Raw genomic sequence first — 22508 nt, 5'->3', positions numbered from 1 at the left:
TTGGAGGGGCGCCCGCTTGCCTTTCCATGCAATGCAGGTTCTATTAGTATCACTTTATACAGGGGGAACATCCATGCAACTGCCAAAGAGCCGTACGCAGGATATCGTCGTTCGCAAGCTGGCGGACGAAACGCTTGTTTATGATCGCAAAACTCTTCAGGCGAGCTGTCTGAATTCTTTGGCCGCCGAGGTCTGGGAACGTTGCGACGGAGAGACTTCGGTTGTGGCCATCGCGACGTCGATTTCATCCGGTCGCGACGAACCTGTGGAGGAGAGTGCGGTCTGGGCCGCGCTGGAGCGACTGAGCGGCTCCAACCTCCTGGAGCATCCCATTGCCGCCCCGACCTTTGTTGATGGCAGAACAAGCCGAAGGGGAGCCTTGAGGGCGATCGGTCTCGGCACGGCCGCTGCGATCCCTGCGGTGACGACCATTATGCTGCCGTCAATGGCTGAAGCAGCCTCCTGCGTTCCAAGCGGCGGACCCTGCGATCTGAACAACCCTGGCGCCTGCTGTTCACTGACCTGCGTCAATCATCAGGACGGCCCCACCTGCCAATAGCGGAAGAGGCGCAGCGGGCATTTGCCCTTGTCACTGCACCGGCACGTTCTCCTTGAAAATCAGCCGCGGTTCGATGAACTTCTTGGTCAGATAGGGCGCTGCCGACGCGATCGAGCCGAGCAGTCTGATGACCGACTGTTCCGCGATCAGCCTGGCATTCTGGTCGATGACGACATCGAGCAGGTCGTCGACGAGATGACCGCGCGTGTCCTTGGTCAAGTCGTGGCAGATGAACACCGGCTTGCGGTTCGGCCTGGCCTCCCGGATCGCCTTTGCAACGCCCGAATGTCCAGCTCCGACGCAATAGATGCCGAGCGGTTCCGGCTCGTCGTGCAGCGCCTTCATGGTCTCGGTGTAGCTGGCATCGGGCTCGTCGTTGACCTCGACGGCGCTGCTGACGGTCAGATTGGGAAACTCCTCGTTGAGCACCGAGCGGAAGCCCATTTCGCGTTCCTCGTGGCCGCGATAGGAACGTGAGCCGACGACCATCGCCAGATGGCCGGTGCGGCCGCCAAGGAAGCGTCCCATCAGCAGCGCCGCCGTTCGTCCCGCCACCCGGTTGTCGATGCCGACATAGGCCGCGCGCGGCGCCGCCGGAACATCGGACACCAGCGTCACCAGGCGCATGCCGGCGTCGACGATGTCGCGCAGGATGTTGCGCGTACGCGGATGATCGACAGCGATCACACCGACGCCATTGGCCCTGAGCGACAGGTTTTCGACAGCGCTCTGCAGTGCGTTCGGCGAGATACCGGCGAGGTTGTGGATCCGGCACGAGGCGACAAGCGGCAGACGCGCGGCGTAGTCCTCGATGTGCCCCGCGAGATCGCGCATGAAGGCATTGCTGCCGATCGGCAGCAGGAATTCGAGGTGGGCGGGCCGCGAGGGTAGCGTCACCTGATCGGCGACCGGCAGGTAGCCGAGTTGCTTGGCCGCCTCCATGACGCGCTGGCGGTTGGCCGCACTGGCACCCGGCCGGTTATTCAGCACCCTGTCGACCGTTGCGGTCGACAGCCCGCAATTGCGGGCGATATCCGAGACGGTGGCTTTCATGCCGCTAACCTATACGCCCTGCAATGCCGCGCCGGACAAGCGATGCGATCTGAGGCAACGGGTGATTGCCGCCCATCACCCGACAATCAGTGCGATGGCTTGCCGTCGGCGATGGCATCGCGGATTTCCTTGTCCGACATGCCGGTGATGATCCGTTCGACCTCCGCCACGCTGGTCTTCTTCGGGTCGATGTCGTCGGCGACCACCTTGCCCCGGCGCATGACGACGATGCGGTCGACCACCTGGAAGACATGGTGGATGTTGTGGGCGATGAAAATGCAGGAATGGCCGGAATCGCGGGCGTTGCGCACGAAGCTCAGCACACCCTGTGTTTCGGCGACGCCGAGATTGTTGGTAGGCTCGTCCAAGATGATCAGGTCGCTGTCGAAATGCATGGCGCGTGCGATCGCCACCGCCTGGCGCTCGCCGCCTGACAGCGAGCCGATCGGCGTCGTCGGCGGGATGTTCTTGGAGATGCCGACCTGCTTGAGCAGGTCGCGAGCGACCGTGTTCATCGCGTCCTGGTCCATCCGGTTGAGGAAGCGCGGCGGCTTGATCGGCTCGCGTCCGAGGAACAGATTGCGGGCGATCGACAGTTGCGTGACCAGTGCGGAGTCCTGGTAGATCGTCTCGATGCCGTGGGCGATGGCGTCGCTGGTGCTGCGCAGGCTCACCTTCTTGCCACGGATGAAGATATCGCCGCTGGTCAGCGGAACGGCACCTGAAAGCACCTTGATCAGCGTCGACTTGCCTGCGCCATTGTCGCCGAGCAACCCGACGATCTCCCGTTCATTGACATGGAAATTGGCATCCTCCAGCGCCTGCACACGGCCGTAGGACTTGCGGATGTTCGTCATGCGGATCAGTGGCTCGGCCATGATTCAAGTCCCCGCCTGATGCCGGCGTTCCAGCCATGAATGCAGGGCCATCATGCCAAGGATGATGGCACCGATGAAGATGTTGTAGGCAAGACCGGGCACGCCGATCAGCACGATGCCGTTGCGCATCACGCGCAAGATCAGGATGCCGAGCACGGTGCCGATGATCGTGCCCCGCCCGCCGGTCAGGGCGGTGCCGCCGATCACCACCATGGCGATGACTTCCAACTCATAGCCGGTACCGCTGTTGGGGTTGGCGGCGGAAGTGCGCAGCGAAGAGATGACGCCGGCAAGCGAGGCCATGACCGACGACAGCACGAACAGGCCGATCTTGACGCCGCTGACATTGACGCCGCGCGCCCTTGCAGCGTTCGGGTTGCCGCCGGCCGCCTGGATCCAGTTGCCGGTGCGGCTTTGCGTCAGCACATAGCCGAGCCCGATCGCCGCGGCAATGAACCAGAACAGCGACATGTAGATGCGAAACGAGCCGATGAAGAAATCGCCAACCAGCACTTCCGCCAGCCAGCTGCCTTCCGCGCTCCAGGTGCGCTGCGGAAAACCATCGGTGACGAAAAGCGCGGTACCGCGCACCACCAGCAGCATGCCGAGCGTCACCAGGAAGGATGGGATCTTGAGCTGCGTCACGAACCAGCCATTGACCAGCCCGATGAAGGCGGCGACCAGCAGCGCGGCGACAAAGCCGACCTCCAGCGAGGTCAGGCCGCTGTTGAACAGGGTCCACATCAAGACCGGCGAGAAGCCGAACAGGGAACCGACCGAGAGGTCGAACTCGCCCGATGTCATCAACAGCGTCATCGCCAGCGCGATCAGGCCGAGCTCGACCGTGAAGGCCAGCGTGTTGGAGATGTTCTGCGGCGACAGGAAGTCGTGGTTGAAACTCCAGAAAACGGCGATCTCGACGACGAGCAGCACGAAAGGGCCGAATTCCGGCCGTGCGATCAGGCGTTGGACGAGCGAATGATTTTCCACAGGCAATCCGCGACATGAGTGGAAGGCTGAGCGTTGCACATCGCGTGCGAAGGGCTCGGCGAAATGGAGAGCCAGTCGCGACCGTTGGGCGGCCGCGACTGCTAGGATTGGATGTTATTTGCCGGACAGGATGTCGTCGTAGATCTGCGCGGTGTCTTTTTCGTAGAGCGCGCCGGTGATGACGTTGAAGCCCGGAGGAATGCCGCCGGCGGCCATATTGGCCAGCGAAAGCGCGACATAGCTGGTCGCCTGCGGGTCCTGCCACTGGCCGGCATTGACGTAGCCGTTCAGCACTTCCTGGGTGGTGTCGAGCGAGTTGCCCCAGCCGACAACCGGGATTTCGCCCGGCTTGATGCCGACCTGGTCGAACACCCGCTTGATCGAGCCGGTGACGAGATCGCCGAGGCCGATGATCGCCTTGACCTTGGCCTTGTTGGCCGTGAGGTAGTCGACCATGCGGTTGATCACTTCAGCCTGATCAAGCGTGGCTTCCGTGATTTCATAGGTGATGCCGAGCGGCTCGAAGACGCTCTTGATGCCTTCTTCTTCCTGCACGCCATAGGTGGCGCCGGGGATTTCGACCGGCATCCAGACGAAGTCGCCTTTCTTCACCAGGCCTTTGTCGACCAGATACTGCGCCCAATGCTTGCCGAAGGTGACATTGTCGCCGCCGACATAGGCGTTGAAGTCGGCTTTCGGATCAGGCGTGTTGAAATTGATGATCGGCACTTTCGCCGCACGCGCTTCCTTGACGATCTCGATCAGGCTGCCCGGATCGGGGCTCGTCGTGACGATGCCATCGGCCTTGGCGGAGAGGGCGGCGCGAACCGCTTCCTGCTGCGAGGCGACATCGCCGTTGTGGAACGAGGTGTTGACCGTGTTGCCGGTGTCCTTGGCCCACTGCTTGGCGCCGGCCAGGAAGTAGGTCCAGACCGGATCGGCCGGACCGCCATGCGAAATCCAGTAGAACGTCTTGGCCTGTGCCGCTGCTGGTACCACCATCAGCGCCACCAACAGGCCGTATAGAACGAGTCTTAGCCGTGTCAGCATTTGATTTCCTCCCGTTTGTAGATCGTCAGTTCAAAATCCGTCCCTTGTCCGCGTCTTTTGCCAGCGCCGGTTGAATGCGTCAGAGCATCCCCTTTTTCGACGGATGGCAAGCCTCCATCTGACAAGCCTCCATCTGCAGGTGTAGTGGGCGCCTGACGGGGCGTCATCAGCGGTCCCATCAGATTGCATCAGTTGAGGTGATTTTCCGACTGTCGGATAATTGGCCTGATTGTTTCGGGTCGCGCGAACGCGGCCTGCGCCGACAAGGGTCACGCCGGCGACCATCCTACGCCCACGGGACCAGGTCCGCAGCGCTTGGCAGGGCGTCGACGACACCAGTTGCTAGATCAGATCGGCTCTGGCCAGCTCCCGCATCAGATGGCTGGCGCCATAGGTCCAGTGCGGACAGTCGGGCGAGAGCCGCACCCGGTTGACCAGCGCACCGAATTTCTCCGACGAGATGGTGACGATGTCGCCGACCTTGTGGGTAAACCCCTTCCCCTTCTCGCCGCGATCCTTGGACGGAACGAACATGGTGCCGAGATAGAGCGCCAGCCCGTCCGGATACTGGTGGTGCGGCCCCATGGCCGCGGCGACCAGTTCCTCCGGCGAGCGGCTGATCTCCGCCATCGAGCTTGCGCCCTCCAGCGAGAACCCGTCCTCGCCCTCGACCTTCAGGCGCACGACGGCGCGCTTGACGTCATTGATGGAGAATGTGTCGTCGAACAGGCGGATGAAGGGGCCGAGCGAGGCCGAGGCATTGTTGTCCTTGGCCTTGCCGAGCAGCAGCGCCGAACGCCCTTCGACGTCGCGCAGATTGACGTCGTTGCCGATGGTCGCGCCGACGATCCTGCCGCTGGAGGCGGCGATCATGGCGATCTCGGGTTCCGGATTGTTCCAGGTCGACACCGGGTGCAGCCCGACATCGGCGCCGAAGCCCACCGAGGCCATCGGCTGGCACTTGGTGAAAATCTCGGCATCGGGGCCGATGCCCACTTCCAGATATTGCGACCAGGCGCCGCGCGAAATCAGCTTGGCCTTGATCTCCATCGCTTCGGGCGAACCGGGCTTCAGCTTCGACAGATCGTGGCCGATCAGTCCTGCGATGTCGGCGCGGATGGCATCGGCTTTTTCAGCCGAACCGCGCGCCTGTTCCTCGATCACCCGTTCCAGCAGGCTGACGACGAAGGTGACGCCCGATGCCTTGACCGCCTGCAGGTCGACCGGGGAGAGCAGGTAGGGTTTTGCTGGATCGCGCCCGGTTTCAAAACTGTTGGCGGCGATGTCATCGAGCGATCCGATCGGTCTGCCCTCGGCCGAGCGGACATGCGCAGCCGGGTCAGCCATCTCGCAAAGGTCGCGCATGGTTGGTGCCGTTCGCGACGTGATGTCGAAAACTGTGCCATCGCGCACCGCGACGACCAGCGGGTATGCGGTATCGCTGCTTCTGGCGCGTCCGACAAAAAGGCCCTCGGTGGGAAGGTGGGTCGGGTTCGTCATAGCGCTCTATCCTCTGAGTGATCGACAATGTGGCGAAGTGGTCGTCAATGTGAGCTGGCCGGATCGGCGCGGCACTTTCACCGGATTCCCGTCAAAGGTCTATCCCGTCGCGGGCGATCGGAACTCGGGTCTCCGATCGTGTCGGCGGCAGTCCACAGACGAAAGCCGGAGTGCTCTTTCAAAATTGTGAAATTCTGACTAGGATTTTCACCAATCGCAGCGCATCCAGGTGACCTTTGGCGACAGCATTCTCCGATCCGATCTGGCGCAAGCCACAGGCAGCTTCCACGTTTCAATCGCTTCCCAATGGCGAACGTGTCGATCTCGCCATCGTTGGCGGTGGCATCATGGGCTTGTCGACCGCCTTGCATGCCGCCCGGCTTGGCATGTCGGTGCAGGTGCTGGAGGCCGGCGAGATCGGCCAGGGCGCATCGGGCCTCAATGGCGGCCAGGTCATTCCCGGCCTGAAATATGATCCGGAATGGTTGCTGGAGCACTTTGGTCCGGAGCGCGGCGAGGCGCTCGTCAATTTCGCGGCGTCGACCGCCGATGCGGTGTTCGAGTTGATCCGCGACGAGAAACTGGCGGTGCCGTTCGTTCGCAATGGCTGGATCCAGGCTGCGCACACCGAGGCCGCACTGAAGGCGGCGGTAAACCGTGATCGGCAATGGCGGGCGCGTGGTGCCGACGTCCGGTTGCTCGATGCGGCGGAGATCGCGGCCAAGACCGGTGCACAGGGTTATCTCGGTGGCTGGCTCGACCGCCGCGCCGGTGTGATCGATCCGCTCGCCTACACGTCGGAACTCGCCCGTGTCGCGACCGCGGCTGGAGTGAGGATAGCCGAGCGCCAAAGGGTCGTGCGGCTCGCCAATGCCGCCGGTGTTTGGCGCATTTTGACCGAAAATGGCTTGGAACTCCAGGCAAAGGTGGTCGTGCTGGCGACAAACGCCTACACGGACAGTCTGATCCCCGGTCTCGCCCAGACGATCGTGCCGCTGCATTCCTTTCAGATCGCCACGGCGCCGTTGCCGCCCAACCTGGCGGCCACGATCCTGCCGGAAGGGCAGGCGGTGTCGGACTCCAGGCGCATCCTCGTCTATTACCGCAAGAGCGCCGACGGCCGGCTGGTGCTTGGCGGACGGGGTCGCATGGCGCTGCCGACGAGCGCCAGCGACTGGGCGCATCTCGAGCATGCGCTGGTACGGCTCTATCCCTCGCTGTCCGGTGTCGCCATCGAGAAGCGCTGGTTCGGCCGGGTGGCGATGACGCCGGACCACCTGCCGCACGTTCACGAGCCGGAGAAAGGCCTGCTCGCCGTGGTCGGCTGCCAGGGGCGTGGTGTCGGCCTGATGACCGCGCTTGGCGAGCGCATCGCCGGCTATCTCCAAAGTGGCGACGCCAGGCAATTGCCCTTCCCGGTCTCGCCGATCCGGCCGATCCCGTTTCACGCCTTCCGCCAGATCGGCGTCGCCGCGACCATCGCCTGGTACCGGCTGCTCGATGCGTTGGAGCGCTGACCAAAGCAATTCCTGTCAATGGGGTTCCGTTTGGGATTCCGCTTGACAGTTTCATGAATATGAAAAAATCTAGGCTAATTTCAAATTTCCGATAGGCAGGTCGATGTCGACCCTAGTTGCAACATCAGCGCCAGAGGCCCGGTCTTCTCAGGGCTTCCGGGTCGCCATGCTGCTGCCGGGCGCTCTGGTCACCTTCCTGCTGATCCTGTTTGCGCTTGGCCTAGTTCTTTTTCTCGCCTTCCGCGGCAATGACGGGTCGCTGCTCGGCGCCGGCTTCACCGTGGCGAATTTTGTCACCGTGGCGTCCGATCCGCTGTACTGGACGGTGACGCTACGCTCGCTGATCATTGCCGGCTTGGTGACGCTGGCGACCGTCGTCACCGCTTATCCCGTCGCCTACTACCTTGCCTTCCACGCCGGCCGGCGGCGCGGCCTGCTGCTGTTCCTGGTGACGCTGCCATTCTGGACCAGCTATCTCCTGCGCGTCTTCGCCTGGAAGATCGTGCTCGCCTACAATGGCGTTTTGAACTCGGCGCTGATCGAAAGCGGCATCTGGTCCGAGCCGACATTGGCCTTTCTCAACACGCCGGCCGCCGTCGTCGTCACGCTGGCGCACGCCTATGCGCCTTTCGCCATCCTACCGATCTACGTGGCGCTGGACACCATCCCGAAATCGCTGATCGAGGCCGCTTCCGATCTCGGCGCGCGTCCATTCACCTCTTTCCGCCGGGTCGTGCTGCCCAATTCGATGCCGGGCGTGCTGGCGGCAGCCCTTGTCGTCTTCGTGCCGACGGTCGGCGACTATGTCACGCCCGCTCTCGTCGGCGGTCCGGCCAGCACCATGATCGGCACGCTGATTCAGGCGCAATTCGGCAAGGCCAATGACTGGCCGTTTGGCGCCGCACTCTCCGTCGCCGTCATGCTGGTCATCCTGTGCGTGGTGCTGGTCGCGCGCTTCGCCGACCGCAGATTTGGCAGCCGCACATGAGCATTGCACGCACGCAAGGAGGCGGCCGCTGGCTCGGCGTCTACGTCGTCGCCTATCTGGTCTTTCTCTATCTGCCGGTGCTGCTGATCCCGCTGTTTTCCTTCAACAACTCGATCCAGGCAGCGTTTCCGCTGCAAGGCTTCACCTTGCAATGGTACGCGACTTTGTTCGGCAATTCGGCGCTGACCGGCGCGCTCTTGAACAGCCTCGTCATCGGCGCCATTGCCGCCACGGGTGCGACGCTGTGCGGCATCACCGTATCCTACATGGACCTCTATGGCCGCTCGCCGCTGGCCGCCACCATCAGCGCCATCGCGCGGCTGCCGATCCTGATCCCGGGCGTCATCGTCGGCATATCGCTGCTGATCCTCATCAACCTCATTGGTCTGGGGCCATCGCGCATCGCCATCGTTCTCGGCCACATATTGGTGGCGCTGCCGACGACCGTCGTGATCATGCGCAGCCGTTTCGCCGCCATCCCGAAAACCATTCGCGAGGCGGCTCTCGATCTCGGTGCTTCCGACTGGACGACGTTCCGGCGGGTCATGCTGCCGCTCAGCCTGCCGGCCATCGTCTCGGCCTTCATGCTGGCCTTCCTGATCTCGTTTGACGAATTCATCGTCGTCTTCTTCCTGGCCGGCACCGAGCCGACGCTGCCGCTCTACATCTGGAGCCAGCTGCGTTTTCCAAAGTCGCTGCCGACGGTCATGGCGCTGGGCACGTCGATCCTGGCGGTTTCCTTTGTCATCGCCGCGGCAGCCGAAATCCTGCGCCATCGCGGCCTGTCCGCGACGGCGCCAAGGCCCGCGGATCCATCACAACCAAAACAAACCAAGAGAGGAGAACTGCAATGGCATTCGACGTGAAATCGATCTCTGGAAAGACTGTTTGCGCTGGATTGACGGCGTTCGCGATGGCGCTGTCGTCGACCGTCGCTTTCGCCGGCGACAAGCTGCAATATTTCACCTGGTCGGGCTATGAACTGCCCGATTTCAACAAGAGCTTCCTCGCCGCACACCCCGATGGCGTCGAGGCCTCCATCTTCGGCGACGACGACGACGCCTTCACCAAGGTCAAGGCCGGCTTCCGCCCCGACATTGCGCATCCCTGCTATGACAAGGTGGCGCGCTGGAACAAGGAAGGCCTGCTGCAGCCGATCGACACCAAGCGCATCAAGAATTGGGATTCGATCTTCCCGGTGTTCAAGAACCTGCCCGACCTGCAGGCCGGCGACGGCAAGGTCTGGATGGTGCCGTGGGACTGGGGCAACACCTCGATCCTCTACCGCACCGATCTGGTCAAGAACCCGGAAGCGAGCTGGAACCTTCTATGGGACAAGCAGTATGCCGGTCGCATGGCGACGATCGATGCAGTGCACGACACGCCTGTGGTGGCCGCACTGCTCGCCGGCGTCAATCCGTTCGACATGACGCCGGAGCAAATGGACAAGGTGGCCGAGAAACTGCGCGAGCAGCGCCCGCTCCTCTCCAACTACACCACCGACATGACCTCGGTCGAACAGGCGCTGGCCAGCGGCCAATTGGTCGCCGCCATGACCTGGAACGCGTCGGCAACCTCGTTGAAGAAGCAGGGCGTGCCGGTCGAGTTCATGAAGCCGAAGGAAGGCATGCTGACCTGGGCCTGCGGCTTCGTCATGCTCAAGGACGCCAAGAATGTCGATCTAGCCTATGACTTCATCAACAGCCGGCTGGAGACGGATTCCGGCAAATATTTGATCGAGGCCTACGGCTATGGCAGTTCGACCAGTTCGGCCTTCGCGGCGGTGCCGAAAGAGGAGCTGGAGAAATTGCAGCTGCCGTCCGATCCGGAAGTGATGCTGAAGACCACCATCTTCACCGGTCCGATGAAACAGAATGACGACCTCGCCAAGATGTTCGAAAAGGTCAAGGCTGGGGGGTGAGTTGAGGTTCTTCCCTTCTCCCCTTGTGGGAGAAGGTGTCGCCGAAGGCGACGGATGAGGGGTGTTCCAGGGAACGCCAACGTCTCACTCCGCTGGAACACCCCTCATCCGTCTCGGCGCTGCGCGCCGATCCACCTTCTCCCACAAGGGGAGAAGGAAAAACACGAGGACTAACGCATGGACATGCTGGACGAAGTAGCGGCAAAGCCAAAGGACGACGCCGACGTTCGCGTCGGCCGGCGCGTGCGGGCGCTGCGGCTCGAGCGCAACCTGTCATTGGCCGATCTTGCTGCAAAAGCCGGGGTGTCGATCGGTGCGTTGAGCCAGATCGAGCGCGGCATGTCCTCGCTGCGCGTCAAGGTGATCTGGCCGCTCGCCGCCGCCCTCGGTATCGAGCCGTCGGCGCTGATCGCCGACGGCAACGATGCCGTCAACGACCTCTATTGCGTGCGCGCCGACAAGCGGCGCGCGATTCCGGTCAAGTCGGAAGGCATCGCCAAGGCGCTGCTGTCGCCCCCGGGCGCGACGCTGACCGGCATGCTGGTGACGGTGGAAGCAGGCGGCGGCACGGCCGAGGCCTATGCGCATGCCGGCCATGAATTCGGCTTCGTGCTGGCCGGCGAGGTCGAACTGGTGGTGGATTCGACAAATTACGTGCTGAAGGCCGGCGACAGTTTTGCGTTCAAGAGCACGCTTTTGCATGCCTTCCGCAATCCGGGCGCCGAGCGCTGCCAGATACTCTGGGTCAACACCACGAAGCCGTCCGAGGTTCGCGATGGCGCCTGATCAACTCGTCCGGCTGCAGTCGGTCTCAAAGATTTTTCCCGGCGGCATCGTCGGGCTCGACACTGTCGATCTCGACATTATCAGCGGCGAGTTCATCACGCTGCTCGGGCCGTCGGGTTGCGGCAAGACCACCAGCCTGCGCGTCATAGCCGGCTTCGAGAGCCCGTCGAGCGGCAAGGTTTTGCTCGACGGCCGCGATATCACGGCACTTCGGCCCTTCGACCGGCCTGTCAACACGGTGTTCCAGGACTATGCGTTGTTTCCGCATATGAATGTCGCCGAAAATGTCGGCTTCGGCCTCTCACTGCGCAAGCTTTCAGGCAGCGAGCAGGCAAAGCGCGTCGGCGACGCTCTCGACATGGTCGGTCTCGCTGACAAGCTCCGCGCCCGCGTCTCCGAACTGTCGGGCGGCCAGCGCCAGCGTGTCGCGCTGGCGCGCGCCATCGTCTGCGAGCCGCGCGTGCTGCTGCTCGACGAGCCGCTGTCGGCGCTCGACGCGCATCTGCGCGAACAGATGCAGGTCGAACTGAAGCGGCTGCAGTCGCGGCTCGGCACCACCTTCGTCATGGTCACCCACGACCAGACCGAAGCCTTGTCGATCTCCGACCGCATCGTCGTCATGAACAAGGGCCGCATCGAGCAGATCGCGCCGCCGGCCACACTTTATGACCGGCCCGCCACGAAGTTTGTGGCGAGCTTCATCGGTACCATGAATCTCCTGCAATCACGGTTTGTCGGCCGCGATGGCGATCGCTTGCGTTTCACCGCCGGCACCCTGCCGCTGGAGGCCATTTCTGAAACCGGCGAGGCACCTGCCGAGGGCGCCACCCGCACCATCGGCGTGCGTCCGGAGGATTTGCTGGCGATGACCGAGGCTGCGCCCGGCACCGCACCGGCGCGCGTCAACAGCATCGTCTTTCACGGCCGCACGCTGCGCCTGCATGCCGAACTCGGGGAGGGCGCCCCTGTTGTCATCGATGCGCCGCGCCAGGCCGAAGGTTTTCAATTCAGCGCCGGCGACGTGGCGCATATCAGCCTGCGGCGTGGTGCCAACTGCCCTGTGCTGCCAGGTTAGTCTCAGCTACGTTAAAAACCGAAGCATCCGTTCGCGCCGCTCCGTGACTACAAGCACTACGCCGATTGGGCGACCAACTTCGAGGTCAAGGGCATCATCGGCTACGGGCCGTCGTCGCCCTGATGATCTGCCTATGTGGACCTGTCAGCCGGCTGTGAACAAAAGACCATGGAACTAAGTAGGAATTGACTCGACGGGGAATATATTCCTAGTTTGGCGAATGCCGGAACTGAGCAGCCGACCGCGCCGAAATGTGCAGACCCTGTGCCTTGCGCACGAAGTCGGGCAACTCATTCGTGTTCGATGCCGGCACTGCAATATCACTCGGCACTATCTGCCCGGTGACCTTGCAAAGCTAGTCGGTGACATTCCCTTTTGGGACGTCGAACGGCATATGCGGTGCGAGCGCTGCAAGCTTCGCGAGCTTGATGCCAGCATTATTTTGCCGAGCGCCGCTGAACGCTTGAAAATTCGGGTCAGGCGCCTTGTCGAAATCCGCATGGTTCGCCGGGTGATCTGGCGAGACGACGATTAAGAAAGCGGCTGATTAGTCGATCCTGCGGCCTAGAACAGAGACCCTTGAGTTGGCACCTGCTGCGGAAACTTGATCTGCGTGGCGGGCTTCTCAACAATCACCAATGCATCGTCCGGCGCTGTCTGCTGCAAACGCCTCGCTTCTGCCCACGGCGCTGTAAGCCAGGCCTGGGCATCTTCCGGCGTGGTCAGGATCACGGGCATAGCCTTCTCATGGATCGGCGCGATGACGGCGTTAGGCTTGGTTGTCATGAAGGCAAATAGCTCGAAGTCGCCAGGACCATCCTTGACCTTTCTAACGCCTTGCCAACGGGTCCAGAAACCAGCGAAGAAGAACAGCGGCCGGCTCTCGTGACGCGCAAACCAATAATTGCGCTGGATGCCTGTGTCTGGGTCTTTGTCGTTCGGGGTAGGGCTAGGTTCGGCAAAGCTGGTTACCGGCACGACGCATCTATGCTCGACGCCGACATACTGCTGCCAATGCGAATATTGCGGATTGCGCACGTTAGTGATGCCGTAGTCCGCCTTGCCTTTCATGCGATCTGGCGGCGTCGGCAAACCCCAAAGCAGTTTCGCCAACTCACGCTTTCCGTCCGCCGTGTTGCGAACGACTAGGCCAGGCTGATTGGGATAGACGTCAAGCGAAGGCTCAAGGTTGCCGCTGAGGTCGCGCATTGTGCGTGTCCATTGGCGGACCGCCTCTTGCGTCGTGGTAATATTGTAGAGGTTGCACATTCACCTAGAATTACGGAATTGGCTTGTGTCCGCAACCGGATGTGCGGGAGCGCGGTCCGCGCGATATCATCATTGTCAGCTAAGAGCGACCAGTCGATGGCAGGCCAGCAAGTCGTTCCCTACTTGCAGTGCGTCTGACAGGAGGAACACGAATGACCATCGCGGAAATTGCCAAGGATTTCACCGAGCTGCTCAAGCAGGGCGATAACGAAGCTGCTGCCGAGAAGTACAATGCCGATGATATCGTCAGCCTCGAAGCCATGGCGGGGCCGATGGCCATCGCCAATGGCAAGGAGGCTCTCAAGCAGAAGGGCCAGTGGTGGCAGGAGAACAACGAAGTGCATGGCGGCTCGGTCGAGGGCCCCTATGTCAACGGCGACCAGTTCGCGGTGCGCTTCAAGTTCGACATCACGCCCAAGGCTACCGGCGAGCGAGTCACCATGGATGAAGTTGGCCTCTACACGGTCAAGAACGGCAAGATCACCGAAGAGCGCTTCTATTATTGAGGCGGAAGCCACCGGGAGACTGCTCTCTTCGCTGCCGGGTTGAAAACAAGCATGACGGCCAAGACAATGTGCTGGCCGTCATGTGGGAAGATCAGATCGTCTTCACATACTGCGCAAGCTGATCGGCCACCGTGCCCCAGCCGTCGAAGAAACCCATCTCTTCATGGTTGTTGCGGGTCGCCTCGTCGCGATGGATGGCGGTGGCGGTGTAGCGCGTGCCCTTGCCGTCCGGCTGCAAGGAAATGACAGCGGTGATGAAGGGCTCGCCTGACGGCCGGTAGCCCGGCAACAATGCATCCGTCCACACCAGCCGTTCGTTCGGCACGATTTCGAGATAGCAGCAATGGCGGTCGTTGACCTCCTTGCCGTCGGGCGACTGCATGCGCGTGCGGAACAGCCCGCCCGGCCTGAGGTCGATCTCGCAGTCGGTGATCATCCAAGGCCTAGGCGTGAACCATTGCTTGACATGCTCAGGCGTCGTCAAGGCGCGCCACAGCAATTCGCGCGGCGCATCGATGACGCGCTCGAGCACAAGGTCCAGCCTGGGATCCGGCTTGAACGGATAGCTCATTTTTCTGTCTCCTTGAGGCTCATCACATAGTCGTCGAACTGGTCGAGGCGGCGCTCCCACAGCGTGCGCTGTTCGGCCAGCCAGTTTTCGGCAAGCTTCAGCGGCTCGGGCGCCAGTTGATAGGTCCTGACCCGGCCGGTCTTTTGCGAGCGCACCAGCCCGCAGCCTTCGAGAATTTTGAGATGTTCGATGAAGGAGGGCAGCGCCATGTCGAACGGTTGGGCAAGCTCGCTGACTGAGGCAGGGCTGCGGTTCAGCCGCTCCACCACGCGTCGCCGCGTTGGATCGGACAGTGCGCGAAAGATGCCGTCGATCGGCGGAGGGCTGGGAGTTCCGGTCTGAAGGCTTGTCATGGTCGGGCCCTGGGCACCGTCAAAAAGCGGCTCGACAACACTTAGGGAAAATCCTTAGTATTTGCAAGCACAAAAGCAAGGCACGCCGGAGAGCGCTGGCAAAGCGCGCAGAGCGTCCTTAATCTGCGGTCAGATTCGAAATCCGAAGGGCCACTGTTTTGACGATCACCATGTACGGCATCACCACCTGCGACACGGTCAGGAAGGCACGGGTCTGGCTGGATGGCCATGAAATTGCCTGCCGGTTTCACGATTTCAGGGCAGAGGGACTGGACGCGAAGCGGCTCGATGGCTGGGTTGGCAAGGTCGGCTGGGAAAAGTTGCTCAACAAGGCGAGCACGACGTTCCGCGAACTGGCGGACAAGGACAAGCAGGGCCTCGACGAAAAGAGGGCCAAGGCGCTGATGCTGGCCAAGCCGACCATGATCAAGCGGCCAGTGCTGGAGGTTGGGGATCGGGTGCTGGTTGGATTCAAGGCTGATGTTTATGAAGCGGCGGTGGGAAAGTAGGGCCGCCTCTCGTTCCGCGGTGTTCCGTCGCGCCCCCCTCTGTCCTGCCGGACATCTCCCCCTCAAGTGGGGAGATTGGCAGCTTCGCCGCTCCGCCATTCCTGTCACGTTCGTGATTTGCGAAAACGGCGATGACAGCAGATCTCCCCACTTGAGGGGGAGATGGCCGGCAGGCCAGAGGGGGGCGCTGTCCCGCCTGCTTGCGCAGGTTCCGAGCGCCCTCAACCCGCGCGCAAGTATCCCGCCAGGGCCACCGCATTGTTATGCGCTTCATCATGGGCGCCGTAGAGCAGCGTCACCTTGCCGTGGCGGAGCAGGCCGCGCAATTCACCCACCGCCTCGCCACTCCCATCCAACTCAACGCTGTACCGCTCCTGAAACTCCACCCAGCGCGCCGGCTCGTGTCCGAACCACTTTCGCAGCTCGTCGCTTGGCGCGATGTCCTTCAACCACAGCGTCAGCGCGGCGTCCTCCTTGCTGACGCCGCGTGGCCAGATGCGGTCGACCAGAACCCGCTGCCCGTCATCGGGAGCGGGTGGCTCGTAGATACGCTTGATCGCGATGTTGAAGGCCATCACACCTCCTGGCTGGAAACCCTCAGGCCCACTCGCCCTTGCGCATGACGGGCACGCGGGCGCCGTCCTTGTGGACGCCATCGATGTCGATCTTGTCCGAGCCGATCATCCAGTCGATGTGGATGAAGCTCTTGTTGCCGCCGCGCGCCGCGATCTCGTCCTGGCTGAGCGAGGCGCCATCGACGAAGCACTTCGAATAGCATTGGCCGAGCGCGATGTGGCAGGCGGCGTTCTCGTCGAACAGCGTGTTGAAGAACAACAGCCCGCTTGCCGAGATCGGCGAGGAATGCGGCACCAGCGCCACTTCGCCGAGGCGGCGCGCGCCCTCATCTGTATCGAGCACCTTCTTCAGCACGTCCTCGCCCTTCGATGCCTTGGCCTCGACGATCCTGCCTTCTTCGAAACGCACCGAAATGTCGTCGATCAGCGTGCCCTGGTAGGACAGCGGCTTGGTCGAGGAGACATGACCCTCGACCCGCCTTGCATGCGGCGTGGTGAAGACTTCCTCGGTCGGGATGTTGGGGTTGCAGGTAATGCCGTTCTTGGCGGTCGAGGCGCCGCCCATCCATTCATGGCCGTCCGCCAGTCCAACCGTCAGGTCCGTGCCCGGCCCGGTGAAGTGCAGCGCGTGGAAATTATGGCCGTTGAGCCATTCGGTGCGGCTGCGCAGCGCCGCGTTGTGCGCCTTCCAATTGCCGATCGGGTCCTCCACATCGACCCGCGACGCAGCGAAGATGGCGTCGGCGAGCTTCACGACCGCAACATCGTCGGCATCGCCCGGGAAGACCTGTTTGGCCCAGGCGAGGTCCGGATAGGCGACGATGTTCCAGTTGATGTCGAAGCCGGTGATCTTTTCCAGTGCCGGCTGATAAGCCATCGAATTGGCCTTGTTGGCACGCGCCACTTTCGCCGGATCCTGTGTGGAGAGCAGCGACGGATCCTCGCCGCGCACGGCAAGCCTGGCCGCATTGTTGGAAAAGGCCTTCGCCATGCCTTCATAAAGCCAGCCGGCGGCTCGGTCGAAGCTCGCATCGGCGCCGAAGCGGTAGCGTGCCAGCGTCATCTCGTCATCGTTGAAGATCGGTGTCACCAGGCCGGCGCCGGCCTTGTAGGCGTGCTCGACGATCCGCCTGGTCAACGGCAGTGCCGCGATCGATGAAGTCAGCACCAGATCCTGGCCTGGCTGCAATTGCAGTCCGACCTTGATGGCGACCTCCGCCAGCCTGTCGAGCTTCATCGGGTCGATCGATGCGGAAACGCCGCGCGAATGTGTGGTCATGATCCTGCCTGTCGTAGTTTGATGTCCGACCTACCATAGAGCGGCGGCGCGGTGCTTTCCACCGCGATCGCGCCGGCGGGTTCAGCGTTTGCGGACCCGAACTGCACCATGGTTGCCTCGATCTCTTCCCTGATCCAGAGCTTGAAATCCCGGACCTTGCGGCTTTCCGCCTTGACGGACGAGGTCACCAGCCAATAGCCGAGCCCGCTCTGGGCGCGGATTCCGAAAGGCGCCACCAGCCGCCCATCGGCCAGCGCATCGGCGGCGAGCAATTGCCAGCCCAGCATCACGCCATGGCCGGCGATCGCCGATTCCAGGCACAGCATCGGGTCGGTGAAACGCGCACCCTTGAGGAAGGTGACAGGTGGGACACCGGCCGTCTCGAACCAGCTTTCCCAGTTGATCATCGCCCGCTCGTCGGTGATCGCGCAGGTCTGGGCAAGATCCTCGATCGATTTCAGTTTTTGGGCGATCGCCGGCGCGCAGACCGGGAAGACTTCCTGCGCCAAGAGCAGTTCCGTTCGCCCGCCCGGCCATTTGCCGTCGCCAAGCCGGATGGCGATGTCGATGTCCGAGTGATCGAGGTTGGCCAGCCGCACCGAAGCGTCGATGCTCAGCAGCACGTTGGGATGCCGGTCGAAGTGGCGAGACAGTCTGGGCAACAGCCACTTCGAGGCAAAGGCCGGCGCCACCGAAACCACCAATGTGCATTGTGTAGCCTCGTCGGCCAGCGCCACGGCCTGGGAAAGCTCACGAAATCCAGCACCGAGGCGGGCCGCGAATACGGTGCCGAATTCGGTCAGCACCAGACCGCTTGCCGTTCGTTCGAACAGCGACTGGCCAAGCTGTTTTTCGGTACGGCTGATCTGCTGGCTGACGGCGCTGACGGAAACGTTGAGTTCACCGGCCGCCGCCGCCAGCGATCCGAGACGGGCAACGGTTTCGACGGCGCGAAGGCCGTTGAGATGGACGCGGTTGAGCATAGCCATTTGAGTTTTTCTAAACCGATCCGGCTGAAATCTCAATTGAAAGGCATGTCGAAACGGCAGATTTTGTCGGGAGAGACAGACCTGTGGAGCCGGAAATGCTGGGGATTTTGTCGTCGTCGCTGAAGGTCTTTTTCACTGCGAGCAGGCCGTATGAGCCGCGCCGGGACGGCGAGGCGCAGAGATGGCTGATCGATCCGCTTTCGCATCCGGTGCTGAACACCATGTCGGAGCGCGAACTGGGCGATGTGCCGTTCAGGCTGACGGCACGGCGGACAGTGCACGAGATGGCTCCATTGCACGCCGGCGGTCGCTGCTGAGCGGGCGCCAAGCGTTCCGACATAGGAAGTCGAGGCGAGCACGTCCCGCGTACGCACTGGCCCAACAGATGGCGATTGTTTCAGCGATCCCTGCACTTATTGTGCAGTGCAATGACATCCACCTCGACAGCGCTCCGTTTCGCTTTCGCCGGCATGATTGCCATGGCTGTCGCCATGGGCATCGGCCGTTTCGTCTACACGCCGATCCTGCCCGGCATGATGCAGGAATTGCATCTGTCGCCTGCCGATGCCGGCTGGATCGCCTCTGCCAATTATCTCGGCTACCTCGTCGGCGCGTTGGCGGCGGCGGGCGGCTGGGCGCATGGGCGCGAGCGCCTGCTGATGCTGGCGGGGCTTGGCGCCAGTGCGGTCCTTGCCGCGCTGATGGGGCTGACCGAAGCGATGGCGGCCTTTCTCGCCATCCGCTTTCTGGCCGGTCTGGCCAGCGCCTTGGTCATGGTGTTCATGGCCAGCATCGTGTTCAGCCATATCGCGGCTGCCGGTCGCAGCGACCTGCAGGCCTGGCATTTCGGCGGCGTCGGGCTCGGCATCGCGGCATCGGCGGCGATGATGGCGGTGCTGGTCGCCGAGCATTCGGGCTGGGCGGCAGGCTGGCTGTGGTCGGCGGCGATTTCGGCCTGTGGTTTCGTCCTCGTCGCTCTGTTGGTCAATGAGGATCCGCTCGGCAGCGGCGAAGTCGCCCGCGAGCCGGCACTGCGGATGGACCGGTCGTTGGTCAAGGTCATCATCGCCTACGGCCTGTTCGGCTTTGGCTATGTGGTAACGGCGACATTCCTGGTCGCCATCGTCCGGCAAGGCGGCGGCAGCCGCGTCTTCGAGGCCATGGTGTGGATGGTCGCCGGTCTTGCGGGCTTTCCCTCGGTCTGGCTCTGGCAGAAGATCGCGGCCCGGACCGGCCTCTATGCCGCCTATGCGCTGGCGTGCTTCATCGAAGTTGCCGGCGTCACCGCCAGCGTCGCCATCGGCGGAGCCACCGGGCCGCTGCTTGCCGGCGTGCTGCTCGGCGGCACCTTCATTGCCATCACCGCCTTCGGCCTGCAGGCCGCCCGGCAGCAGGCGCCAGAGGCGCCGCGCCGGATCTTTGCCCTGATGACGGCTGCGTTCGGCCTTGGCCAGATCATCGGCCCTGTCGCCGCCGGATTTCTGGCGCAGATGTCCGGCGATTTCTTCCTCGCCTCGATCACCGCCGCAATCGTGCTGGTCGTCTCCGGCGCCGTCACATGGTCGGCTGCGCCAAAATCGCCATGATTGTGGGCTTGCTGTGCCGGGCATCGGGCACGGGCATTTTCTTTCCCACTAATGTGTGACTTTATGCCCGCTGTCGTCAGCTGATTTGCGCCTAGATCGAGGAATTCGCCACAGTGTTCGTATCCTTTTTCCCGCAGCCGAAGCTGTTCTTCACTTCGGCCGCCGTCTGGAGCCTTGCGGCGATCCTGTTCTGGTTCTTCGGTGGTGAACAACTAGGTGCTGTTTTAGGATTGCCGCCCGCCGCGGCCGGCGCGCCGCCCATCATCGGCATCGCCATCCTCGTATCGAAGCCGTTCCTCTGGTTCTATCTCTATTTCGCGTTCTGCGTGCTCGTCTTCTATGCATTCTGGAGCTGGTATTCGCCGCATCCATGGCAGCGCTGGTCGATCCTGATGACCGCGGTCATCCTGTTCTTCATCTATTTCAATGTGCAGGTCAGCGTCGCCGTCAACGCCTGGTACGGGCCGTTCTTCGATTATGTCCAAGGACTGATGTCAGGGACTGGAAAGTCGACCAACAGCGAATTTTATATCGGATTGGCCGATTTTTCGTGGCTGGCGCTGGTCGGCATGAATGTGCAGGTGGTCAATGCCTTCATCGTCAGTCACTGGATCTTCCGTTGGCGCACGGCGATGAACAACTACTTCGTCGAGAACTGGGGCAGGCTACGCCATATCGAAGGTGCCTCGCAGCGTATCCAGGAAGACACGATGCGGTTCTCGCAGATCATGGAAGATCTCGGCTCCAGCTTCGTCCAGTCGATCATGACATTGATCGCATTCCTGCCGGTCATGATCCAGCTACAGGCCCATATCACCGAGCTGCCGATTATCGGCGCGATCCCGCAGCCATTGGTTGTCGCGGCCCTTGCCTGGTGTCTGTTCGGGACGATCTCGGTCATGGTTGCCGGTCTGAAACTTCCAGGGCTGCAGTTCCGCAACCAGCGTGTCGAAGCCGCCTACCGCAAGGAACTCGTCTACGGCGAGGATCACGCGGACCGAGCCCAGCCGGCCACCACTGCCGAGCTGTTCGAGAATGTTCGTCACAATTATTTCAGGCTCTATTTCCACTACATCTATTTCAACGTCGTCCGTTACACCTACCTGCAGGCCGACAACATTTTCTCGCTGCTGATCCTTGGTCCCTCACTGGTGGCGCACAAGATAACGTTCGGCGCGCTGAACCAGATTTCGAACGCATTCGGCAAGGTGACGGGGTCGCTGCAATTTCTGCTCACCTCCTGGTCGACCATCGTCGAGCTGCAATCGGTCCACAAGCGCCTGCGCGCCTTCGAGGCGACGCTGCAAGGCGAGCCGCTGCCTGAAATCGATCAGCGCTATCTGGCAAGGCAGGGCGCCGAGGATCCGGCCTAAAGCCGAGATTTCGGAAATCGGACCGGGTTGGCGGCTCAGCCGCCGACTGAGACCTGCCTTTGGCCGGCATCCTGGCGCGAAACATAACCGCGAAAACTGATGCATTCGACTTCGGCCTTGACGCAGACCTCGCCGGCAAAGCGCTCAAGCGCGTTCCAGTAGGCGCCGTCATTCATCAGCGCGAAGTGGAAGCCGAGCTCCAGCGGAATGCGTTTTCCCGCATACTGCTTGTCGAAGGCGGCGCGGAAGGCAGCATAGGTCCGGTTGGCGAACTCGTCCGCCTGGCTTGGCCGCTCGAAGCCGCCGGAATGTCTGACATAGAGGTTGTAGTCCATGGCAATCACCGGCCGCGACTTCGGTCCTTCGGGGACCTGCGGTAGCGAAAAGTGCATGATGCCGTTGCTGGCCGTCGGTCGGGCAGGGCCTTGCGAGACGCCGCTGGCATCGAATTGATAGCCGGCCGCCGGCAGCGCTTCGTACAGCGCCTTGCCAGTCGACAGATACGGCGCGCGAAAACCGACCACCGCATGCCGCGCGAAATCGCGCCAGCCCTCAGGCTCGGGCGCAATGCCGTTGATGGCATAGGCGTTCTCGAGAATATGCTCGAACGAACTGAACTCTTTCAGCCAGTCGGCCTTGCTCCAGTCCTTGCCGTCGAAATGGCCGCAGCCATGGCTGGCGATGTCGTGGCCTTCATGGGCGGCAAGCCCGATCTGTTCGAGCCGCTCGGTGACTTCCTGTTTCGAGGCGGCAAAGCCGATGTTGGATTTGCCGGCGCCTTTGCCGGGTGCGGTGTATTCCTTGCGTGTCTCCGTCGACAGCAGGAAGACGCAGGAGAGAAAATAGGTGAAATGCGCGCCGGTGCGCTCAGCCAGTGCCCGGCTGCGTTTCCACTGCGAAATGTCGCGGGCGCTGTCGAACGAGATGATGACGACCTGTTTCGGCTTTGCCGGCGCCGGTGGCGCGGGCGGGTCGGCCAGAGCCACGCCAGTGGTGGCGAGCGCGGCAAGCGAAAAGGCAACAACGCGGAACGGACGAAGCATAGGCAATCTGATCTTCACTCTGGGAACGTCTGCAAGCCGGCTATCGCCTAAATGTGGCGTGGGTGCGATTGGCCTTTTCGGCTGCCTATCCGAGGCAAACATCCGTTTGCCCCGGGCAATAGGCGATTTTCCGGTTGA

At 62.3% G+C, this 22508-nt stretch carries 24 protein-coding genes; 12 read left to right on the top strand and 12 right to left on the bottom strand.

Going from position 1 to position 22508, the window contains the following annotated elements; genetic code table 11:
- Positions 1-73 precede the first annotated feature (73 nt).
- On the top strand, positions 74-559 hold the full coding sequence (locus MESCI2_RS0107510) for a PqqD family protein (protein WP_027036028.1): 486 nt from the start codon (positions 74-76) through the stop codon (positions 557-559).
- Between the two features lie 30 nt (positions 560-589).
- On the opposite strand, the gene MESCI2_RS0107505 is transcribed toward MESCI2_RS0107510, so the two are convergent.
- From MESCI2_RS0107505 to MESCI2_RS0107485, 5 genes are all read right to left on the bottom strand, one after another.
- The gene (locus MESCI2_RS0107505) at positions 590-1612 is read right to left on the bottom strand and encodes a LacI family DNA-binding transcriptional regulator (protein ID WP_027036027.1); all 1023 of its coding nucleotides are present in this window, start codon (positions 1610-1612) and stop codon (positions 590-592) included.
- An 86-nt stretch (positions 1613-1698) separates the two neighbouring features.
- A complete protein-coding gene (locus MESCI2_RS0107500) occupies positions 1699-2490 on the bottom strand; it encodes an ATP-binding cassette domain-containing protein (RefSeq protein WP_027036026.1) in 792 nt (263 codons plus the stop codon).
- 3 nt (positions 2491-2493) lie between these two features.
- On the bottom strand, positions 2494-3480 hold the full coding sequence (locus MESCI2_RS0107495; protein ID WP_027036025.1) for an ABC transporter permease: 987 nt from the start codon (positions 3478-3480) through the stop codon (positions 2494-2496).
- 114 nt (positions 3481-3594) lie between these two features.
- Complete coding sequence (locus MESCI2_RS0107490) at positions 3595-4530, bottom strand: substrate-binding domain-containing protein (protein ID WP_013532868.1); 936 nt, start codon at positions 4528-4530, stop codon at positions 3595-3597.
- Between the two features lie 342 nt (positions 4531-4872).
- Positions 4873-6030 (bottom strand): fumarylacetoacetate hydrolase family protein, encoded by a 1158-nt coding sequence (locus tag MESCI2_RS0107485; RefSeq protein ID WP_027036024.1) that lies wholly within the window; start codon positions 6028-6030, stop codon positions 4873-4875.
- Positions 6031-6266: 236 nt separating this feature from the next.
- On the opposite strand from MESCI2_RS0107485, the gene MESCI2_RS0107480 reads away from it, so the two are divergent.
- From MESCI2_RS0107480 to MESCI2_RS0107455, 6 genes are all read left to right on the top strand, one after another.
- Positions 6267-7547, top strand: coding sequence for an NAD(P)/FAD-dependent oxidoreductase (locus tag MESCI2_RS0107480; RefSeq protein WP_027036023.1), 1281 nt, complete (start codon positions 6267-6269; stop codon positions 7545-7547).
- A gap of 103 nt (positions 7548-7650) precedes the next feature.
- Positions 7651-8535 (top strand): ABC transporter permease, encoded by an 885-nt coding sequence (locus tag MESCI2_RS0107475; protein WP_027036022.1) that lies wholly within the window; start codon positions 7651-7653, stop codon positions 8533-8535.
- The gene (locus tag MESCI2_RS0107470) at positions 8532-9401 is read left to right on the top strand and encodes an ABC transporter permease (RefSeq protein WP_027036021.1); all 870 of its coding nucleotides are present in this window, start codon (positions 8532-8534) and stop codon (positions 9399-9401) included. The genes MESCI2_RS0107475 and MESCI2_RS0107470 overlap by 4 nt, the downstream gene beginning before the upstream one ends.
- Entirely contained in the window at positions 9386-10456 is a 1071-nt protein-coding gene (locus tag MESCI2_RS0107465) for an ABC transporter substrate-binding protein (RefSeq protein ID WP_027036020.1), read from the top strand. The genes MESCI2_RS0107470 and MESCI2_RS0107465 overlap by 16 nt, the downstream gene beginning before the upstream one ends.
- Positions 10457-10633: 177 nt before the next feature.
- Positions 10634-11242 (top strand): cupin domain-containing protein, encoded by a 609-nt coding sequence (locus tag MESCI2_RS0107460; protein WP_027036019.1) that lies wholly within the window; start codon positions 10634-10636, stop codon positions 11240-11242.
- Positions 11232-12317 (top strand): ABC transporter ATP-binding protein, encoded by a 1086-nt coding sequence (locus tag MESCI2_RS0107455; protein ID WP_027036018.1) that lies wholly within the window; start codon positions 11232-11234, stop codon positions 12315-12317. The genes MESCI2_RS0107460 and MESCI2_RS0107455 overlap by 11 nt, the downstream gene beginning before the upstream one ends.
- A 564-nt stretch (positions 12318-12881) precedes the next feature.
- Here MESCI2_RS0107455 and MESCI2_RS0107445 read toward each other — a convergent pair.
- Positions 12882-13586: an SOS response-associated peptidase gene (locus MESCI2_RS0107445; RefSeq protein ID WP_027036016.1), complete on the bottom strand. Its 705-nt coding sequence runs from the start codon at positions 13584-13586 to the stop codon at positions 12882-12884.
- 152 nt (positions 13587-13738) lie between these two features.
- Between MESCI2_RS0107445 and MESCI2_RS0107440 the strand changes: the two genes are divergently transcribed.
- Complete coding sequence (locus MESCI2_RS0107440) at positions 13739-14092, top strand: nuclear transport factor 2 family protein (RefSeq protein WP_027036015.1); 354 nt, start codon at positions 13739-13741, stop codon at positions 14090-14092.
- A 91-nt stretch (positions 14093-14183) separates the two neighbouring features.
- Here MESCI2_RS0107440 and MESCI2_RS0107435 read toward each other — a convergent pair whose 3' ends face one another.
- Both MESCI2_RS0107435 and MESCI2_RS0107430 read right to left on the bottom strand, forming a co-directional pair.
- Positions 14184-14663 carry an SRPBCC family protein gene (locus tag MESCI2_RS0107435; protein WP_027036014.1) on the bottom strand — a complete coding sequence of 160 codons (480 nt, stop codon included), beginning with the start codon at positions 14661-14663 and terminating at the stop codon, positions 14184-14186.
- Positions 14660-15016 carry an ArsR/SmtB family transcription factor gene (locus tag MESCI2_RS0107430; RefSeq protein ID WP_027036013.1) on the bottom strand — a complete coding sequence of 119 codons (357 nt, stop codon included), beginning with the start codon at positions 15014-15016 and terminating at the stop codon, positions 14660-14662. Before MESCI2_RS0107430 ends, MESCI2_RS0107435 begins: the two co-directional genes overlap by 4 nt.
- A 158-nt stretch (positions 15017-15174) precedes the next feature.
- On the opposite strand from MESCI2_RS0107430, the gene MESCI2_RS0107425 reads away from it, so the two are divergent.
- Positions 15175-15525: an ArsC family reductase gene (locus MESCI2_RS0107425; RefSeq protein WP_027036012.1), complete on the top strand. Its 351-nt coding sequence runs from the start codon at positions 15175-15177 to the stop codon at positions 15523-15525.
- Between the two features lie 221 nt (positions 15526-15746).
- Here MESCI2_RS0107425 and MESCI2_RS0107420 read toward each other — a convergent pair whose 3' ends face one another.
- From MESCI2_RS0107420 to MESCI2_RS0107410, 3 genes are read right to left on the bottom strand one after another with little or no spacing between them, the layout of a single operon-like run.
- The gene (locus tag MESCI2_RS0107420; RefSeq protein ID WP_027036011.1) at positions 15747-16100 is read right to left on the bottom strand and encodes a DUF488 domain-containing protein; all 354 of its coding nucleotides are present in this window, start codon (positions 16098-16100) and stop codon (positions 15747-15749) included.
- A 22-nt stretch (positions 16101-16122) separates the two neighbouring features.
- Complete coding sequence (locus MESCI2_RS0107415) at positions 16123-17379, bottom strand: aminopeptidase (protein ID WP_027036010.1); 1257 nt, start codon at positions 17377-17379, stop codon at positions 16123-16125.
- Positions 17376-18368 carry a LysR substrate-binding domain-containing protein gene (locus tag MESCI2_RS0107410; RefSeq protein WP_027036009.1) on the bottom strand — a complete coding sequence of 331 codons (993 nt, stop codon included), beginning with the start codon at positions 18366-18368 and terminating at the stop codon, positions 17376-17378. The genes MESCI2_RS0107415 and MESCI2_RS0107410 overlap by 4 nt, the downstream gene beginning before the upstream one ends.
- A 95-nt stretch (positions 18369-18463) precedes the next feature.
- On the opposite strand from MESCI2_RS0107410, the gene MESCI2_RS0107405 reads away from it, so the two are divergent.
- The 3 genes from MESCI2_RS0107405 to sbmA all read left to right on the top strand — a co-directional run bounded on the left by MESCI2_RS0107405 (position 18464) and on the right by sbmA (position 21327).
- Positions 18464-18685, top strand: a complete 222-nt coding sequence (locus tag MESCI2_RS0107405; RefSeq protein WP_027036008.1) for a hypothetical protein — start codon at positions 18464-18466, stop codon at positions 18683-18685.
- 111 nt (positions 18686-18796) lie between these two features.
- Positions 18797-19954: a YbfB/YjiJ family MFS transporter gene (locus MESCI2_RS0107400; protein WP_027036007.1), complete on the top strand. Its 1158-nt coding sequence runs from the start codon at positions 18797-18799 to the stop codon at positions 19952-19954.
- Positions 19955-20067: 113 nt separating this feature from the next.
- A complete protein-coding gene (gene sbmA / locus MESCI2_RS0107395) occupies positions 20068-21327 on the top strand; it encodes a peptide antibiotic transporter SbmA (protein ID WP_027036006.1) in 1260 nt (419 codons plus the stop codon).
- A gap of 35 nt (positions 21328-21362) precedes the next feature.
- Here sbmA and MESCI2_RS0107390 read toward each other — a convergent pair whose 3' ends face one another.
- Complete coding sequence (locus MESCI2_RS0107390; RefSeq protein ID WP_081738633.1) at positions 21363-22370, bottom strand: polysaccharide deacetylase family protein; 1008 nt, start codon at positions 22368-22370, stop codon at positions 21363-21365.
- Positions 22371-22508 lie beyond the last annotated feature (138 nt).

The organism is Mesorhizobium ciceri WSM4083, from assembly GCF_000519305.1.
GTDB classification, from domain to species: domain Bacteria; phylum Pseudomonadota; class Alphaproteobacteria; order Rhizobiales; family Rhizobiaceae; genus Mesorhizobium; species Mesorhizobium ciceri_B.
The sequence above is the reverse complement of the archived record's forward strand: the minus strand, read 5'-3'. Positions and strand labels throughout refer to the sequence as shown.